The organism is Sphingomonas sp. YR710 (assembly GCF_900101455.1).
Classification (GTDB): Bacteria; Pseudomonadota; Alphaproteobacteria; order Sphingomonadales; family Sphingomonadaceae; genus Rhizorhabdus.
Genome location: NZ_FMZJ01000009.1, coordinates 1 through 18,964, shown reverse-complemented (window position 1 = coordinate 18,964; position 18,964 = coordinate 1). Strand labels below are relative to the sequence as shown.

14 protein-coding genes are annotated in these 18,964 nt (G+C 60.6%); 12 read left to right on the top strand and 2 right to left on the bottom strand.

What is annotated here, in order from left to right; genetic code table 11:
- Positions 1-43 precede the first annotated feature (43 nt).
- From BLS13_RS11780 to BLS13_RS11755, 6 genes are all read left to right on the top strand, one after another.
- A complete protein-coding gene (locus BLS13_RS11780; RefSeq protein ID WP_218123277.1) occupies positions 44-793 on the top strand; it encodes an SDR family NAD(P)-dependent oxidoreductase in 750 nt (249 codons plus the stop codon).
- 77 nt (positions 794-870) lie between these two features.
- On the top strand, positions 871-2,142 hold the full coding sequence (locus tag BLS13_RS11775) for a cytochrome P450 (RefSeq protein WP_093452563.1): 1,272 nt from the start codon (positions 871-873) through the stop codon (positions 2,140-2,142).
- A gap of 28 nt (positions 2,143-2,170) precedes the next feature.
- The gene (locus BLS13_RS11770) at positions 2,171-2,491 is read left to right on the top strand and encodes a 2Fe-2S iron-sulfur cluster-binding protein (protein WP_256325838.1); all 321 of its coding nucleotides are present in this window, start codon (positions 2,171-2,173) and stop codon (positions 2,489-2,491) included.
- 144 nt (positions 2,492-2,635) lie between these two features.
- Complete coding sequence (locus tag BLS13_RS11765; RefSeq protein WP_176943558.1) at positions 2,636-5,032, top strand: TonB-dependent receptor; 2,397 nt, start codon at positions 2,636-2,638, stop codon at positions 5,030-5,032.
- A gap of 209 nt (positions 5,033-5,241) precedes the next feature.
- Positions 5,242-6,543, top strand: coding sequence for a spinster family MFS transporter (locus BLS13_RS11760; RefSeq protein ID WP_093452340.1), 1,302 nt, complete (start codon positions 5,242-5,244; stop codon positions 6,541-6,543).
- Positions 6,544-6,746: 203 nt separating this feature from the next.
- Complete coding sequence (locus BLS13_RS11755) at positions 6,747-7,574, top strand: FadR/GntR family transcriptional regulator (protein ID WP_093452338.1); 828 nt, start codon at positions 6,747-6,749, stop codon at positions 7,572-7,574.
- Positions 7,575-7,740: 166 nt separating this feature from the next.
- Here the strand turns inward: BLS13_RS11755 and BLS13_RS11750 are convergent, their stop codons facing one another.
- Together BLS13_RS11750 and BLS13_RS11745 are read right to left on the bottom strand one after the other, a co-directional pair.
- Positions 7,741-9,261, bottom strand: a complete 1,521-nt coding sequence (locus BLS13_RS11750; RefSeq protein ID WP_093452336.1) for an acyl-CoA dehydrogenase family protein — start codon at positions 9,259-9,261, stop codon at positions 7,741-7,743.
- A gap of 131 nt (positions 9,262-9,392) precedes the next feature.
- A complete protein-coding gene (locus tag BLS13_RS11745; RefSeq protein WP_176943557.1) occupies positions 9,393-10,715 on the bottom strand; it encodes an MFS transporter in 1,323 nt (440 codons plus the stop codon).
- A 423-nt stretch (positions 10,716-11,138) separates the two neighbouring features.
- Here BLS13_RS11745 and BLS13_RS11740 point away from each other — a divergent pair, with 423 nt between their 5' ends.
- From BLS13_RS11740 to BLS13_RS11715, 6 genes are all read left to right on the top strand, one after another.
- Entirely contained in the window at positions 11,139-11,939 is an 801-nt protein-coding gene (locus BLS13_RS11740; protein ID WP_093452332.1) for an FCD domain-containing protein, read from the top strand.
- Between the two features lie 82 nt (positions 11,940-12,021).
- Positions 12,022-13,233, top strand: a complete 1,212-nt coding sequence (locus BLS13_RS11735) for a cytochrome P450 (RefSeq protein ID WP_093452330.1) — start codon at positions 12,022-12,024, stop codon at positions 13,231-13,233.
- Between the two features lie 60 nt (positions 13,234-13,293).
- Entirely contained in the window at positions 13,294-14,082 is a 789-nt protein-coding gene (locus BLS13_RS11730; RefSeq protein ID WP_093452328.1) for a phytanoyl-CoA dioxygenase family protein, read from the top strand.
- Positions 14,083-14,127: 45 nt separating this feature from the next.
- Positions 14,128-14,868: an SDR family NAD(P)-dependent oxidoreductase gene (locus BLS13_RS11725; RefSeq protein WP_093452326.1), complete on the top strand. Its 741-nt coding sequence runs from the start codon at positions 14,128-14,130 to the stop codon at positions 14,866-14,868.
- A 274-nt stretch (positions 14,869-15,142) separates the two neighbouring features.
- Entirely contained in the window at positions 15,143-17,851 is a 2,709-nt protein-coding gene (locus BLS13_RS11720) for a TonB-dependent receptor (protein WP_176943556.1), read from the top strand.
- A gap of 130 nt (positions 17,852-17,981) precedes the next feature.
- A complete protein-coding gene (locus BLS13_RS11715) occupies positions 17,982-18,695 on the top strand; it encodes a dienelactone hydrolase family protein (protein WP_218123276.1) in 714 nt (237 codons plus the stop codon).
- Positions 18,696-18,964 lie beyond the last annotated feature (269 nt).

The window sequence follows — 18,964 nt, the reverse complement described above, 5'->3', positions numbered from 1 at the left end:
TGCTATACATTGTCATGATTCGGTGAGATTAAGAATTAAGAAAATGAGAAAGGGAGAGACGATGGGGCTGCTGGAAGGCAAAGTTGCCGTAATCACCGGCGCGGGCTCGGGTATGGCCAAGGCTGCGGTAAGAATCTTCGTCCGTGAAGGTGCGAAGGTGGTCGCTGCCGACATCAGCGGCGCGGAAAAGACCACGGCGGCCGAGGTTGGTTCCGACGTATTGGCGGTCCATTGCGACGTAACCCGCGAAGCCGATATCGAGGCGATGATCGCTGCCGCGCTCGACACGTTCGGTCGGGTCGACGTGATGTTGAACGTCGCCGGCATCAGTAGGCCGCAGCTCATCGACGAGATGACCGAGGAAGATTACAATGTCACCATGGATGTCAACATTCGCGGCGTTCTGTTCGGGATCAAGCATGGTGCCCGCGCAATGTTGCGCAGTGGCGGCGGTTCCATCATCAACTGGTCGTCGACGGGCGGGATGAACGGCTTCGCGAGGACCGGGGTCTATGTGGCGGCCAAGCACGGCGTCATCGGTGCGACAAAGACGGCCGCGATCGAATATGGACCGCAGGGTATCCGGGTCAATGCAATCTGTCCGGGTGCGATCGTGACCGAGGGGATGGGCGCGACGGCGGGCGGATTCGGCATCGAGAAGGCGACGCTCAAGCGGGCCGGTCGCCCCGAGGAGGTTGCCGAGGTCGCCGCGTTCCTGGCTTCGGATCGGGCTTCCTATGTGAGTGGTGCGGTGATCCCCGTCGACGGCGGCTGGACGGCAAGACTCGCGTGAACGCTCGCTCCGTGAAAGAGCGCGTTTCGAAAGATACTGAACGGGAAGAGAAAGTGGTCATGGGTTCGGAGCTGAAGATGAAACGATTCGAGGAAGTCGATTACTTCAGCGACAGATCCCTGCCCGATGATCCGCACCCATATTTCGAATATCTTCGGAGCCAGGGGCCGGTGGCGGGCCTGCCGCAGCGCGGTGTCGCGGCCGTCACGGGGTATGATGAAGGTCTCTCGATCTTCCGAAATGAGGAGCGCTTTTCTTCCTACAATGCGGCGTATGGACCGAATTTGTTGCCGTTTACGCCGGAAGGCGATGACATCACCGACCTGATCGAGAGCCATCGTGGTGGCAACATGATCTTCCGGATGATCTCTACCTTCGATCCGCCCAATCACACCCGACTGAGATCGCTGCTCAAGGGATTGTTTTCGCCAAAACGGCTCGTGGAAAACGAGAAGTTCATGTGGGAATTGGCGGATGGCCTGATCGATGAGTTCATCGATGACGGGAAGGTCGAGGTTATTTCGCAATTCGCCTTGCCGTTTGCGACCCTGGTGATCGCCGATCTGCTTGGCGTGCCCGAAGACGACCACAAGGCGTTTCGCGCGATATTTTCGAGTTCGGGGATGCGGACGGGTTCGCTCGACGGCGTCCCGCCGCCGGAGGATAATCCGATGCCCAAGATCGAGGGGCATTTCGTCCGGTATATCGAGGATCGGCGCAGCAATCCGCGCAAGGATGTGCTTACCGATCTCGCTTTGTCCAAATATCCCGACGGCACCCTCCCTCCGGTGGCGGATGTCGCCCAACTTTCGGCATTCCTCTTCGCCGCCGGTCAGGAGGCGACGGTGCGGGTGGCGGCTGCGATGTTGCATTTCCTGGGCGAGGACCAGGCATTGCAGGAACGGCTGCGCGCCGAGCGGTCGCTGATCCCCAATTTCGCCGAAGAGACCCTGCGGATGGAAAGTGCAGTCAAGAGCGGGTTTCGTCTCGCCAAGGTTCACGCAACCGTCGGTGGTGTCGAGTTGAAGCCCGGCACGCCGGTGATGATGTGCATCGCCGCGATGAATCGCGATCCCCGCAAGTTTGAAGATCCCAATGCCTTTCAGGTCGACCGCAAGAATGCGCGCGATCATCTCGCTTTCGGAAGGGGCATCCACTCCTGCATCGGAGCACCCCTGGCGCGCGCAGAATTGAAGGTCACCCTTGAGCGGATGTTCGATCGCATGTCGAACATCCGGATCGACGAGGCCCAGCATGGCCCGCCCGGAAGCCGGACCTACCATTATGCCCCGAGTTACATCGTGCGCGGGTTGAGGGAACTCAACCTCGCATTCACTGCCGCGGCCTGACCGAATTTTTGCCAGAGGTAATCGAGCCTTGAAGATCACCTACATCGAAAGCGACGGGACGCCGCACATGATCGATGCCACATGTGGCTGGTCGATCATGGAGAACGCGGTGAAGAACGGTGTTCCGGGCCTTCTCGCCGAATGCGGTGGCAGCGCGACGTGTGGCACGTGCCGCATCTATGTCGATGCCGACTGGTCGGCGAAGATGGATAAGCCACATGCGGACGAGCTGGCTCTACTTGAATATGTCGATGAAGAAGATCCCAATGCCAGATTGTCCTGTCAGATTGAAATGAACGAAAAATTGGATGGCTTGGTGGTGAGAATGCCAGAAAAGCAATATCGCTAAATTAATAATAATTAACACCGAACTTTAATATTATTAGTGTCAAATTTAGGACTTATCCTAAATAAAATAAGATAATAATAAAAAATATAAGCATGAATGCCGCGAGAGCATCATCTATTTAATATTCAGGGGAGAGATGGAACCATGAAAAGCATTCATTTGCGTGTTGCGCTGCTCGCAACAGCGTCGATTCAGTTCTTGGCAGATGCGCCGGCGTTCGCGCAGTCCGCCAACGGATCCGCGTCAGCAGAGACCATCATCGTGACGGCGCGACGTGTCGAGGAGCGTCTGCAGGACGTGCCGATCTCGATCTCGGTCGTCAGCCAGGATCAGCTGACCAAAGCGAACATCACCTCGTCGGAGGACCTCACACGTGTGGTTCCCGGTCTTAACGTCCAGTCGCGCTTTTCGCCGGAGCAGGCGAGCTTCTCGATCCGCGGTTTCTCGCAGCTTCAGCGTACGTCGGCCACTGTCGGTACCTATTTCGGCGAGGTCGTGTCCCCACGGGGCGGTGCCGCGTCGGTATCGGGCGGCGACGGGGCGGGCCCAGGCACCCTCTTCGATCTGCAGAACGTGCAGGTTCTGAAGGGGCCGCAGGGAACCTTGTTCGGCCGCAACACGACCGGCGGCGCGGTGATCCTGACGCCGCGCAAGCCGACAGGCAAGCTCGAAGGGTATGTCGAGGGCAGCTACGGCAACTACAATATGCGACGGTTGCAGGGCGTGATCAACGTGCCGGTCGCGTCATGGGCGCGGCTGCGAATTGGCGCGGATTATCAGAAGGCTAACGGCTTCCTGCACAATGTTTCGGGGATCGGGCCACACCAGTTCGCCAACACCGATTATATCGCGGTGCGGGGTAGTCTCGTGCTCGATGTGACCCCCGATCTCGAAAACTACACGATCGTCAGCTATCTGCATTCGCACAACAATGGCAGCCCTGGTCAGATTTTCCAGGCCAATCCCACGCCGGGGATCGGCTTCAGTACGCAAGCGCAGCCACAGATCGCGCGCTATCTCGCCAGCGGCGATAAATATCAGATCGAGCAGGACCTCAACAATCCGGAGGCGATCACCAAGCAGTTCCAGGTCATCAACACGACGAAGCTGGCAGCCAGCGACACCATCACGATCAAGAACATTCTGTCCTATTCGACCTATATCCAGGATGTCCGGCAACAGGCCTATTCGACGAATTTCCTGGTTCCCGCGCTCAACGCCTATATCGCCACCGGCGCAATCTTCCATCCGGAAGGCGTCCATACCAACGACCAGAACAACTTCACCGAAGAATTGCAGCTCCAGGGCCGCAATTCGGACAGCAGGCTGATCTATCAGGCGGGGCTGTACTTCGAGCACAGCACGCCCGGCAGTCGGGTCGCATCGACGTCGCCGTCGGTCGGTGCCGTGTGCCTCATCAGCGGCTTCACCACGATCGAAAATTCGCTGTGCAGGAGCGGGCGGGCCGCCCCGCAATATGGCTCGATCGCATTCACCAACATGGCGGCCTATGCTCAGGCGACCTACGCGCTGACCCCGAAACTGAAGCTGACTGGTGGCGTCCGTTACACCTACGATCGCTCGCGGGGTGAATCGACCGGCTTCATCCTCACGTATGTTTCGCCAACCGGAGCCTTCGTCAATCCGACCGTCACGAGCTGCGGCGTGAGCTTCACGCCGCCAGGTTGCACCTTCTCGGCGCGGACATCGGACAAGAAGCCGACATGGACGCTGAACCTGGCCTATAGCCCGAACGAAGACATGATGTTCTACGGAACCTATTCGCGGGGATATCGCCAGGGCGCCGTCACGCCATTCGCGGTTGCCGGGTCGCCTGTGTTCGGCCCGGAGAAGGTCGACAACTACGAGGCCGGCACGAAGCTGACGCTACGCGGGCCGGTTTCGGGTAACCTCAATCTGGCAGGCTTCTACTCTGACCTCTCGAAGGCGCAGCTCTCGGTCGGGTTGCAGAATTCGGTCACGGGGCAGAACGCTTCCTCGATCCTCAACGCCGGCAAGGCGCGGATCTATGGCGTCGAATTCGATGGCACGTTGCGGTTCGCTCGGTTGTTCCGGGTCAACGGGTCTTTGGCCTATATCAACAGCAAGCTGAATACGATCTCTCTGCCCGCGACCTTCCCGGGCTACAATATCGTTCTTCCTTCGGCAGTGGCGGGCGATCCGCTTCCGTACACGCCGAAATGGGGCGTCAACATCGGCGGCACATTTACCCTGCCGGTCGACGAGAGCGTGGGCGTGGTCGAACTCTCTGCGGCATATCGCTACAACTCGTCTTACACGAGCAATGCATCCTCGGTGACGACGATCGGTTCAACCCCGGTCAAGCAGCTCGATCTCAACCTGGATTGGCGCAATGTCGCCAAGCGGCCGGTCGACATATCCCTGTTCGCCGCGAACGTGACGAACCAGTTCACCCAGGGGGTCATCGTCGCGCTGATCAACCAGCTCGGTTACAACGCCCGCTATGTCGGGCGTCCGCGGACCTACGGAGTGCGTGCCCGGTTCCGTTTCGGCGAGTGAGGCAAGTCAAACGAGAACAGGGCCGGGCTGCGATTCCGTCGCGGCCCGGCCCTGCCGATTTTATCATTGAAACGGTGGCCTGACCGCCGCGCTCTCAGCTCTTGATCGCATCGTTCGCCGCGATCGAACCATTTGATCCGTGCTATGAATTCCGGATTGTGCGTGTGTATGCTGAATTCAGAACAAGCGATCGACTGAGGGAGTAGGAAATGTTGCAGACGTCGAGCGCAAAGGAAGGAGAAGGCGTCGGTCGACCGCAAAAGGCGCCCGTTGCCAAGATTACCGGCGCGGGTTGGTATGCGCTGTTAATACTCGGCATGATCAATTGCTTCGCTTATATGGACCGCATCGGACTCTCGATCCTGATGGAGCTGATCAAGCACGACCTTCATCTCACCGATGCACAGCTAGGCGTCGTATCGGGATTTGCCTTCGCGTTGTTCAACGTCATTCTCGGCATTCCGCTGGCCTGGATCGCCGATCGCTATTCGCGCGTGAAGCTCATTTCGGTCTGTCTCGCATTGTGGAGCGCAATGACGTCGCTAAGCGGTCTCGCGATGAGCTATGGTCAGCTTTTCGTGGCGCGCATGGGCGTGGGGGTCGGTGAGGCCGGATGCCATCCGCCTGCGCATTCGCTGATCGGGGATATCTTTCCGCGCGAGAAGCGTGCGCTCGGCATCGGCCTTTTCAACGCCGGCGCCGCGGTGGGCGTCGCCGGAGGAATGGCGCTGATTGGGGCGCTCGGCCAGCATCTTGGCTGGCGCGCCGCGATGCAGATCGTCGGTCTTATGGGCCTGCCGCTAGCGCTGCTGACATATTTCACGTTGAAAGAGCCACCGCGCCCGGCCCTGCATAAAGAAAGCGTCGAAAGCCCGCTTCGATCGGTGAGTACACTGCTGCGCCGGTCATCCTTCACGCATCTGGTGCTCGCGCTATCGATCGCACTGGTTGGTACGCAGGGCTTTTCGGTATGGGCGCCGACCTTCCTCATGCGCAGCTTCGGGATGGGAATGGTCGAAGTCGGTGCCTGGATCGGAGGCATCACCGCCTCCTTCGCGGTCGTTGGCACGATATTCGGCGGGCTGCTCGCCTCCTTGCTATTTCCCCGAGATGCGCGTTGGGAGCTCTGGCTTCCCGCTGCGATGGTCGCGATCTGCGTGCCGCTGTTCTTCCTGATGGTCTTGAGTCCGAAGGCCTGGATCGTGCTCGTGCTAAAAGCGCTCAACACCTTCTTCGGGGCCATCGGATCGAGCGTTGCGATGACGGCAGTGCAATCCTTCGCCGAACCGCATCGCCGGGCAACCGCGGTGGCGATCGCGTTGCTTGTCACGTCGTTGCTCGGCACGGGCGTCGGCCCCTATCTGATCGGCCTTGCCAGCACGCTTCTGGAGCCAACCTTCGGCAAGGAAAGCTTGCGCTACGCGCTTCTTGTGACGCCGGTCATGCTTATATGGTCGTTCGGGCATTATGTGATCGCGCTGCGTACTGCGCTGAAAGATCGCGTGAACTGAGAAGAGCGGGGAGTCGGAACGATAAAGTGTTGCCTGCAGAGTTCCGATTAGACGCTATTGAATTCGGTCACTGAATCCATGTTGGATTTCAGTTATAAGCGTTAGGATGGTCCTGAGTTATCATTGACCCACCATGAAAAGTCGGCGATATCGGGCACTCTTTCCGATCGCCCTGCGGGCGATACGCACCCACAGCAGGAGTGATGGTGAACGACCCTTCAGCAACTGCTAAGTCGAGGGACGCCGGATTGAGCAAGCCGTCTGCCAAGGACCAAAGCGGACGGCGATCGTCCGGGCAAATGCGCCGCACGGAAAAGGTCTCCGAGGTGATTGCCAGGGAGATCGTGCGGGATAGCCGGGGTCTTCCGCCTGGAACGATGTTACCGCCCGAGGCAAAACTGCTCGAACGATATCGCGTTAGCCGCGCATCTTTGCGGGAAGCGCTGCGAATGCTCGAGGTTCAGGGGCTCGTGGTTATCCGGCCCGGTCCAGGCGGTGGCCCGATGATTGCCGAGGCGGACAGCTGGCACTTCGGCCGCATGGCGTCGCTCTATTTCCATCTATCGGGCGCGACGTACCGGAACACGCTTGAGGCTCGCCTCATCCTGGAGCCGGTTGTGGCTCGGCTCATCGCCCAGCAGCAGGATCCTGAACATATCCAGGCGTTGAAGGATTATCTCGATCATTCGAAGACGACGATGGAGGGCAAGCTGCCACCGTCTGCCTTCGCGATCTCCGAAGCGCAGGAACGGGTGCTTGAATTTCACGCGATGCTGATGAGCATGACGGGAAATCCGGTCATAACCTTGCTTGTGCGGTCCTTACAGGACCTGCGAGTCGACCATATGGCTGGTGATGCGAAACATCTCGAAAATGATTTCCTGCATGTCCATGACATGATTGCACGCGCGATCATCGACGGGCGGGCTGCCCAGGCCGAGCAGCTTATGCACGAGCACATCCAGGATTTCATCCAGTATGAACTGGTGAACGACCCGGCCTATCTCGAGCAAACGGTGTCCTGGCGCTGACCCGAGCGGATGGTTTTGAGCATCGAGCGTAAAATCTGACGGACTTTCGTCATCCCTGCGTTGGCCGCGGCATGACGGCATTGAGTGCACATTTTACGTTCGATGCTGTAGAGTCTTTCCGCGACGCTTGATCCGAAACTGGACCATGCAAGGTCTTTCCCGCCGGTCACATGAACATCGCCATTCGCGACAAGTGGAAATCGAGCGAGCCGCGCAGTGCATTCGATGCGGCCGCGAAGCTGGAAAGCTGGCTGAGGCGCACCCTTTCCATATCGCCTATGTCCCCGCACGACCGGAGAACCTGACCGAAGAACACGCCGCTCGCCCGGGCGACGACCGCCTTGGTCGCCGAGGTCGCGTAAGCGCGCCGACGCGCATCGGGTTGCAACAGGCTGGCCAGCCCCAGCATGGCCGCCGAGCGTGCCAGCTCCACGAGCATGCTGTCGAACGGCTCGCGCAGTTGCCCGGCGGTCTCGATAAACACCGCCTCCATCGCTCCCACGGTGCCGAACGCGCTGGCGACGATCGTGGCGTCCATCCCCGCGCTCAGCGCACCAAGCGCGGCTCCCGGCTTGCCCAACAGCGCCTCGTCCGCGACACGCACGCCATCCAGCTCGACGGTTGCCATGTCGCTGCCGTCGATCATCCGCCACGCGCTGACCTTGAGGCCTGTCGCGTCGCGCGGCACCAGGAACAGCGAATGGCCGAACGGATCATAGACCTCGCCCGCGGTGCGGGCAGAAACCAGATAGTGGGTTGCTGCGCCGCCACCTGCGACCGCGACCTTGCTTCCACTGAGAATATGACCTGCCTTGTCCGGCGTCGCACGCGCGCTGGTCCAACGCAGGCCACCTCGGGCGGGGGCTTCGTGGCAGGCCATGGCGAGCCTGGTCTCGCCGGTGATCGCAGGCGCGAGCAGCTTCGCTGCGATGGGCGCGTCGAGCAAGGCTTGAAGCACCTGCGAGGTATAAACGATGCTGCCGGTGAATGGTTCGACCGCCAGCCCCTTTCCCAGCCGTTCGGCAACGACCATCATTGCGGCCAGCGAACCGCCATGGCCACCCGCTTCCGCGGGAATGCCGATGCCCAGCCAACCCTGTGCAGCGATGCGATTCCAGTTGTCGCGATTGTCGGCCAGCAGCACGGCCCGCTTTGGCGCGTCATATTCGGCGGCTGTAAAGAGGTCGATGCTGGCGCGGAGCCGCGCATCGTCTTCGGAAGAATCTTCCCTGGCTCCAGAAAGGTGGGGATCGACTCCGGCGGCTTCGGTCGCCGCCGTGTTGCGAACCGCCAGGATCGAGGCCGCACCGGGCGCTTCGATCGCGGCCGTCCGGGCATCCGTTCCCGAGCCATCATGATAGGTCGACTCCTGCGCCAGGCCGAATGGGCCAAGCGCCTCGACGATCAGCTCGTTCACCCTCCGCCGCAGCTCAAATCCGGATATTCGGACGAGCACGGCAAGGTCGCCGCCCGCATGATCGCCGCCGTGTGTCGCCCGGCCGAGCATATGCTCGAGCGCGTCGAGTTCGGCCTGCAGCGCCGCGGTTTTCGCCCGTAATGAAGGATCGTTCCACAAGATATCGGCATGATAATCGGCTTGCCGCGCGAACGCGATCAACTGCTCCATATCGCGCTTTATCGCAGGCACCGTGGCGGCGCCTTCTTCAAATTCGGGATCGACAGTCATGTACAGGTATATCCTATCTCGTGCCGAACCGATCAACGGTGTCGGGCAAAATTAACGGTCACGAAGCCGGGAGATATCTGCCCCGTCAACCGCTCCCAATCGAATATCTTCAACAGTCTCGCCAACGACGATCAGGCCGGGCAATCACGTTCGTCGCCCGCCGCCCGACGCTGGCGATCATGCGCCGGGATCTGCTGTGCTTCATCGGGTTTGGTGGGAGGTTCGACATCCTTGGGATGCATGCGGATGTAGGGCACGAACAGGATCGTCGCCCCCGCGATCGCCGCAAGAATGATGAACATCATATCGTAGCTGCCGGTTCGGTCGTAGATCAGCCCGAATGCGGGCGGGCTGTAGAGCGCGAGCGCCAGCATTACGAGCGACAGCAGGCCTGACACACGGCCAATCACCCGTTGGCCGAAGATTCGCGGGACCAGCATGCTCTGCAGCGGTGATGACAGGCCAGCGAATATTGCGACCAGGCTGACCCCCGCCGCGATCGCCCAGAAACCCGATTCCGCCCGCGTCAGGCAGAGTAAACCGGCCACAAAGCCGGCTATCGTGACCGCGAGCAACAGACGCGGACTCACCCGATCGGCAATCGTCGCGAAGATCAGCTTCGAAGCCAGGCCTGCGGCGGAAAAGATCGACATCAGCAGCGCGGCAGAGCTGGGTTTGACACCCATATCGATCGCCAGCGGCATGAGGTTGGTGAGCAGTCCCTTCATGCCGGCAACGCACAGCCCGAAAATGGCGCCCAACATCCAGAAGGTAGGGTCGGTGAGGATCGCCTTGACACTGATCGGCACCGCGTTCCGCTCCAGGCGAGCCTTTTCGCTGGGGTGGATGCCGCCATCGGGGTGTAGGCCGCGCCTGGAGGGGTCCTCCACCACCATCGCCACCGCGAGCGCACTGAACAGGCCGAGCGCGACCGCGAGCAGCCGCATGGCGACACGCCAGTGATAATTGTCGAGCAGTAACTGGATCAGGGGTGGCAGGCAGATGCTGACGACGCCCATGCCGGCCATCGCCATCCCGATCGCGCGCCCGCGGCGATCGACAAACCACCGCGAAAGCAGCACGGTGACGGCAATCGGTCCCATCAGCACATTCACGGGTGCCACGAGCAGGCCATAGACAGCCAGAACCTGATAGATTGAGGTCGTGAAGGACAGCATGATCAATGCGGCGATTGCCGACAGCATGCCGACAAACATCAGCCGTTTGAGCGGCACGCGATCGATGAGGCTGCCGAGGAGGGGCGATATGATCGCAGTGACGATCGACATCACGGTGATCGCCAGCATCAGCAACATGCGGCTGGGTTTGAACTCGTGAGCGAGCGGGACGGCGAAGATGCCATAGCCCGTGACGAGAATGCCCATCACGCCAAGCATCATCGCCGATGCGAGTACCTGCCGCCATGCCACAATCGCGAAGCCCGGAACCGCCAAACCATCCTCCCATTGTTGTTCTTGGCAGCGATCATGACAGGTCGCGAAAAAATTGGAACCTCGATTCAAGAACGCGGCGAGCCGTTGGGCTGTCCGGGGCGCTTTGCGGTTCGCACCGCTTGGCAACATGGCTCCGAAATTCGGCGATAGACCAATGACTTGATTTGATGGATGCATTTGATAAGATATTTTTACCAAAATAGCGATCGGTAAGGATTGGGAGCCACATTCGCCGCGACCGATGCGGTGGACTGAAATCAAATCGTTTGATGGTCAGAGCGTCTGAAGCGGCGTGGTTCTGCTGCGGCTCGTATGCGAGTTCTCTCCAGGCGGTTCGCGGCCACTGCCTGAAGGGCGCGGGCAAATCCCTCCCCATCAGACCCCGTCGCGATATTTTCCTCTCGCCTCCAGGACAGGCCCGAAATGCAATCCACGATAAAGTCCGTAAAGCTCGCTGATACGATCGCCGACTATATTCAGGATCTGATCCGGGAAGGCGCACTGGCGCCCGGCGATCGACTGATTTCCGAGCGAGATCTTGCGCTGAAGTTGAATGTTTCGCGCCCATCCTTGCGCGACGCGCTGAGCAAGTTGGTCGACTCGAATCTGTTGATGACCGACGCGCAGGGAACGGCATATGTCAGCAAGTCCATAGGCAGGAGCTTGCGCGATCCGCTGGCCCTTCTCCTGGAAACGCCGGAAGGGCAGCGCGATTGCATGGAGATGCGCGCGGTGATCGAAGCGGCGGCCGCAGGCTATGCCGCGCTGCGCGCCTCGGATCTCGACCGTGAACTGCTTACACGCCGGCTCGAAGCGATGGAGGAAGCGAACGCGCGCGCGGATGTCGAGACCATCGCGCGGACGGATGCCGAGTTTCATTTCGCGATCTACGAGTCCAGCCACAATCTGATGATGCTGCACTTCATGCGAAGCCTGGAATCGAGCCTTCGGATGAATGTCTATCTCAACCGCACCATCCTGTATGAACGCAGCGAAGTCTGGGAGGCGCAGCTCGGCGAGCACCGGCGGATCTACGAAGCGATCATGGCGCGCGACATCGATGCCGCGAAGAGCGCTGCCTCGGCGCACATGTCGACCGCAATTCAGGCCCAGCGGGAGCTGCGCGATGCTGAGAAGCGGCTCGCAGCATCGACGCGGCGGCTCTCGCGTGGGGACCTGATTGCCCCGCAGAAGCGCCGAGCGCGGGCTCGCGCCGCAAGCTGACGCACGGCGGGCGAAATCGGCCTCGCGGAAGGCGCCAAGGCTGGTCCGGGCAGACACAGAATGACAATAGGAGTGGACGATAATGAACGCGCAAGCATCTTCATCGGGCGGGGTTAGGGATGACCGTAAGACCGCGGCGTTCATCGCCGAAAATCTCAGTCCCTTCCCGGTATCGCGGGTAGCCCATGATTTCGCCTTCGCCCGGGAAATTCTTCGGACGCCCGGCGTCAATCAGGGGCGCGGCGTCGCCAGTCAGGACTTCGGCAACCCTGATCATATCTCGTTCTTCTTTCTGGACGGGGAGCCGCACCGCAAGCGTCGCTCCTCGGTCGCGAGCTACTTCACGCCGAAGGCGGTGCTCACACGCTACCGCCCGCTGATGGATCGGACGATGGACGAACTCGTCGCCGAGCTGCAGGCCAAGGGTTCGGGCGTTCTGGACGAGATGAGCCTTCGGCTCGCCTCCAATATCACGGCGGAAGTGGTCGGGCTGACGAACAGCGACGGGCGCAGGCTGGCGCAAGTGCTACGTGATCTGATGAACAAGAATCCGGCGCTCGGCAAACCGCGGCTCTACCAGTTTCTGCACGGTATCTTCGCGGGCTGGTACTATAAACGCCGCACCAAGAGGCTGATGGACGAGCTTTATTTCGAGCATATCCTCCCGGCCGCGGAAGCCCGGCGGAAGGAGCCCCGAGACGATGTGGTCTCGCACATGGCCAAAGAGAACTACTCCCGGCAGGCGATGTTCATCGAGTGCATGACTTATGCGGGGGCGGGCGTATCCACGACGCGCGAGTTCATCGTCATGTGTTGCTGGCAGCTGTTCGATCATCCGGACGTGATGGAACGGTTTCTCAAGGGCGACGAAAGCGATCAGTTCGCAATCATCGACGAAATTCTGCGGCTCGATCCTGTCGCCAACTATGTCTATCGACAATCGTCGATCGACATTCCGGAATCGGTCAGCGGGAGCCCGGTGAAGCCGGGCGAGGAGTTCGCGGTCAATATCCGTGACGTCAACACCGACCCGAGCATCGTTGGCGAAAACCCGTTCAAGCTCGACCCGGAACGCGCGCAGCGCATGAAGAATACCGGAGCATGGATGAGCTTCGGGGATGGTCCGCATCGCTGCCCCGGATCGCAGATCGCGCTCCACGAAACGCGCGTTTTCCTCGACAGGTTGCTGCGCGTTCCCGGCATTCGGCTGGCGAGGAAGCCGGATCTGATCCTGAGCGTCCAGAGCCAGGGCTATGAGCTTCGCGGGGCCATCGTCACCTGCGATCGCCGATAGAGCAAACCAAACGATAAGAAGCTGCGGGAAGCGGGAATACGGGAAGAGGATGGATTTCAGATGACCGAAGCACCCGACATGGCAGCCGTCGGCCGCCAGCTCGACGAGGTGGGTTACTGCGTCATACCCGAAGTGCTGACCGCCGGGCAGCTCGATGCCGTCAGGCATGCGCTCGATCGCGTCCTGGCCGAGGATGAAGCGGCGGGAACCTCTTTGCGTTATGGTCCGAACCTGACCAACCAACGCGTCTGGGCGCTGCTCAATCGCGCGGAGGAATTCGTCCCCCTCGCGATGCACCCGGTGGTGCTGAACGTCGTTCGCCGGCTGCTCGGCTTCGAGGATATCCTGCTGAGCACGCTTACGGCCAACATTACGAGACCTGGGGGTGATCACGGGATTGGCCGCCTGCACACCGATCAGGGATATCTGCCTACCCCCTGGCCCTGCATGGTCGCTTGTAACGCCGCGTTCTTTCTCGACGATTACACCGAAGAAAATGGAGCGACCATATTCGTTCCGGGAACCCACAAGCTGCTGGCGTGGCCTCATGACATCCCGCCGCCGGATCCCTCCAGGATCGCCTGCGCCACCGGCCGCGCCGGGAGCGTGGTGATATGGGATGGCCGCCTCCACCATGCGACCGGCCTCAATCGCACGCCCGATCAGCAGCGCCGGGGCGTGATCGCAACCTATATCGCGCCGTTCATCCGCGGCCAGGAGAATTGGTGCCGGTCGATGGATCCGAAAATGCTCGACAAATATCCCGGCCTTGCCGCGCTCACCGGCTTCGAGGAGTGGCAGACGCTGGGCGGGGTCAATGGAGCAAAATATTCCGGATTGAATTTCTGATCGAACGAACACGCAACTTTACAGAACAAGAAGGAGAGGAATGACGTGGGAATTCTGGATGGCAAAGTCGCGGTAATTACCGGCGCGGGTTCCGGTATGGGCAAGGCAACGGCCAAAATATTCGCGCAGGAGGGGGCCCGGCTCGTCATTTCCGATGTCAGCGGGGCAGAGGCGCAGACGGCTGCCGAAATCGGCGGTGACATCGTGGTTCGTCACTGCGACGTTTCCAAAGAAGATCAGGTCGAAGCGCTCATCGCCGCTGCTGTCGCCCGTTACGGGCGCCTTGACGCGATGCTGAACGTTGCCGGAATCGGTGTCGGCGGCATGCTCGTGTCGTTCGAGGAAGCCGAACTCGATCGCATTTTCAGCATCAACTTCAAGGGGGTCTTCTTCGGGTCGAAGCACGCGGTCCGCGCGATGAAGGACACCGGCGGCGGCACGATCACGAACTGGTCGTCGCTGTCGGGGCTCGTTCCCGCCGCTGGAACCGTCGGCTACGGCGCGTCGAAGGCGAGCGTGATCCATCTTACCAAGACCGTCGCGGTCGAATATGGCCCGTCGAACATCCGCGCGAACGCGCTTTGCCCCGGCGTCATCACCACCGAAGGCATGGGCGCGGCCTCCGCGGCGAAGACCCCGGGCAAGGCCACGCGCAATCCGCTCGGTCGGGCCGGCAAAGCCGAGGACGCGGGCGAGCTCGCCGCGTTTCTGGCGTCGGACAAGGCAACCTATCTTAACGGCGTCATCATCCCGCTGGATGGCGGATGGAGCTGCACGATGGCCTGAGGCGCGTGGCGCGGGAGCATTCTGAAAACGACTGTTTGCGGCCGGCAGGGGCGAACGAATCCCAAGGGCGTTGCCCTGCCGGTCGAAACTCAGCGAACTGAAGCCGAGCAGCCACGAAGCCTTATGAGCTGCGCAAGCCGACCGCGAGTGAAGGGTCTTGTCGCGGGACCGGAAATAATTTCGGCTCCGTCTGATGTGGGTTTTGCGCTCGCCTGCGTTTCAGAACCTGACGACCGGAGAATTCCGGCGCAAGCGAGCAGGGGAGGGGATGGCAATGACAGGTATCACGATGTTGGCGGCGCGCAGGGGGCTGCGGGTGGGTGTGGCGGCGCTTTCGCTGCTGGCCGGCGAAGCGGTTTATGCACAGCCCGTTAGCGCAAACCAGGTCAATGTGCCGGCGCAGCCGCTGTCGGTCACTTTGAACCAGATCGGCCGGCAAACCGGTTCAGAAATCATTTTCACGTCGGTGGACGTGCGGGGGCGACAGGCGCCGGCTATCCATGGGAGCTTTACACCAGCGGACGCCCTTCAGTTTGCCCTTCAGGGCACGCCCCTGAGCGTGCGCCGGACGCCGCAGGGCGCCTATCTGATCCAAAGGACATCCGAGGCGGGGGAAGGCAACGTCGGGAGCGCCGCGACGGTAAACCCGAGCGCTGACATCATCGTGACCGCCCGCCGCATCGACGAGCGACTTCAGGACGTGCCCGCGTCGATCGTCGTTCTCAACCAGCAGCGGCTGGACGACAGGAATGTGCGATCGGTGCTCGATCTCGCAACCTTCGCGCCCTCATTGTCGGTGAATACCCGCTTCGGCACGAAGGGTGCGTCGTTTGCCTTGCGTGGCTTTTCGCAGGCTTCGCGCACGGCGGCTTCAGTGGGGGTCTATTTCGCCGATGTCGTAGCGCCCCGTGGCGGCGATGGCGGAACTCCGGCCGGCGACGGCGCCGGGCCGGGCTCGTTCTTCGACCTTGAGAATGTGCAGGTGCTGAACGGCCCGCAAGGGACATTGTTCGGCCGCAACACCACGGGTGGCGCGGTGATCATCGTTCCCAAGCGCCCGACCGACAGATTTGAAGGCTATGGCCAGGCCACCTACGGCAATTACAACAACAAGCAGCTGCAGGGCGTGATCAATATTCCGATCAGTAACACGGTCCGCTTTCGCGCCGGATATGATTATCTCGATCGGGACGGATTCATCCGGAATCTCTCGGGTATCGGGCCGAGCCGATATGGCGATCAGTCGTATATCGCCGCGCGCGCCAGCCTGCTCGTGGACGTGACGCCCGACCTGGAGAATTATACCGTCGGCACGTACAGCTATGGGGAGGACAATGGTCCGATGCCCAAGCTCACCAACTGTACCAATGCCTTCCCGTTCGGACTGCTCTCGTGCCAGCAGCTCGCCCGCGGCGCCGGCCAGGGATTCTACACCGCTGAAGGCGCGCTGCCCAACCCGCACAGCCGGGCTATCCAGTGGCAGATGATCAACACCACGACATGGACCGCCGGTGACAATATCACGGTCAAGAACATCTTCAGCTACTCGCAGGTTCGCACCAACTTCATCGTTGACGTCCTGGGCGCCAACTTCGTCATCCCCTCGGGATCATTTGGCCCGATCGCCAATACCGGATCCGCAGCGGGTCGCAATTTCAGCTTTGCGCAGTCGACGCGGGGTGTCGGCCGCAACAATTCCGACCAACAGAATGTCGTCGAGGAAGTTCGGTTGCAGGGCAAAAGCGCGGATGCCCGCCTCAACTGGCAGGCCGGCCTCTATTACGAGCATAGCACGCCGCGTAAACCTTCCGGAACACAGGCGCCGAACGTCCTGGCCTGCACCGATTCCGATACTTTCCAGTGCACCGACCTGATCGGTCCGTTCATCCGGCGCTCGGCGGGATTCATCAACTATCGGGTGGGAGAGTCCTACTTCCTCAACCGCGCTCTTTATGCCCAGGCGACCTATGCCGTGCTCGAGAATGTCAAGCTGACCGGTGGCTTCCGCTACACCTGGGACAAGACCCGCGGCAAGGCCGAGATACGCTCCTACCGCGTCTCATCGCCGACGGGCGCGCCGTTGGCAATCCCGACCGTGGCGTGCACGCTTTCCACCGCCGACGTTAATTGCCAGACCGATACGACGCAGCGGTCCAAAGCCCCGACCTGGCTGCTGGGAGTCGATTACAATCCGGCCCGGAATGTCTTGCTCTACGGGAAATATACGCGCGGCTATCGCCAGGGTTCGATCAACACCACCGCGCCGCCGCCGTATCAAAGCGTTGGCCCCGAGCATGTCGATTCCTACGAGGTCGGCGCGAAGACGAGTTTCTCCGGCGCTGTCCCCGGTACGTTCAATGTCGCCGCCTTCTACAACAATCTTCGCAACCAGCAGTTGAGCGTGGGGCTTTCGAGCTCGACCAATGCGACAACGCCGACGACCACGAACCTCAATGCGGGCAAGTCCGAAATTTCCGGTGTCGAGGTGGAAGGATCGATCCGGCCGTTCGCTGGCTTTACGCTGGACGGTAACCTTGAATATCTGCACACCAAGGTCAAATCGCTCGACGTCCAGAATGTCCCCAGTGGAATCTATGATGTGGTCCGGCCCACCGCCACGGTCGGCAGCCGCCTCCCGCTCGTTCCCAAGTGGAAATGGAATCTGACGGGCACCTACCAGCTCCCGGTTCCGCAAAGCATCGGCCGCGTTTCTGTGTCGACGACATTTTCTCGTGTAACAAATATAATGTACACGACCGGACAGTTTGGTATCATCGACGGCGTTGGTCTGCTCAGCGCAAACCTGAACTGGAATATGGTGTATGGGAAGCCAATCGATATCAGCCTGTTCGGTACGAACCTGACCGGCAAAAAATACTATACCGCGGTCAATGATCTCAGTACCAGCGGCGGCTTTGTGTCGAAATATTTCGGCGACCCGCGGATGTATGGCGTGCGTGTGAAATACTCGTTCGGCCGATAGGAGTTGGTGCAAATAGGAATGGTGCCGGCGGCAGCATGGCCGGCGCCATTCGACGGGATGGTAAGGTACCGATACGTGTAAATTGATAAGCTTTATTGTTGACGAACTAAGTAGATAGGGAATTCCTGAAATGGCGAAGACGAATACGGTTGATAGCGGCGGCAGTCAGATGAAAATATACGAAGTCGGACCTGAGGGCACGGCGAAAGGCGCTGTAATCGTGATTCAGGAAGCTTTCGGGATCACCGATCACATCATGGATGTGTGCCAGCGCTTCGCGGCGGAAGGCTATGTCGCAGTTGCGCCGCATATGTTTCACCGCACCGGCGATCCGCTCATCGGCTATGACAAGATGCAGGATGTCGTCCCGCATATCATGAAGCTCAATCGCGAAGATCTCGAGGCCGACCTCAAGGCGACGCTCGACTTCCTTGCCGCCGCAGGTTTCTCGGGGCGTCAGGTCGCGATCGTCGGCTTCTGCATGGGCGGCACGATTTCCTTCTTTGCCGGAACCGAGTGGGCGCTGGGCGCTGCGGTCACCTTCTACGGAGGCGGTATCGCGCAAGGCCGCTTCGGCCTGCCGGCCATGCTCGAACTGGCGCCTTCGCTGAAGACGCCCTGGCTGGGCAATTTCGGCGACCGCGACCAGAGCATCCCGGTTGCGGAAGTGGATGCGCTGCGCGAAGCCGCCGCCAAGGCGGGCGTCGCCACCGAGGTCGATCGTTACCCCGAGGCCGATCATGGCTTCCACTGCAACGATCGCAGTTCCTTCCATGAAGCCTCCTCCAGGGAAGCGTGGAAGAAGACGGTGCAGTTCATCAACAGCCATGTTCAGGCTGGCTGATCATCGTTCGTACTGAGGGCGCTTTCCTTCGGACGGGAGGGCGCCCTCATCGGCAGGAACGGAAGCATGAGGCCATGCCGTGAACCGGTCCGTCGATCGCTGCGCCGCCACGGGCGCCATCGACATGCCTGAGGTTCGGATGGAAGCTGCCGGGCGGGCTCAACGGACCGGGGCATTTTTGACTGGAGATCGAACATGACAACGAGCGCTCACGGCTTTGCGCCGAAGTCGACAGCCTTGTCGCATATCAGGATATGCGATCTCACCGG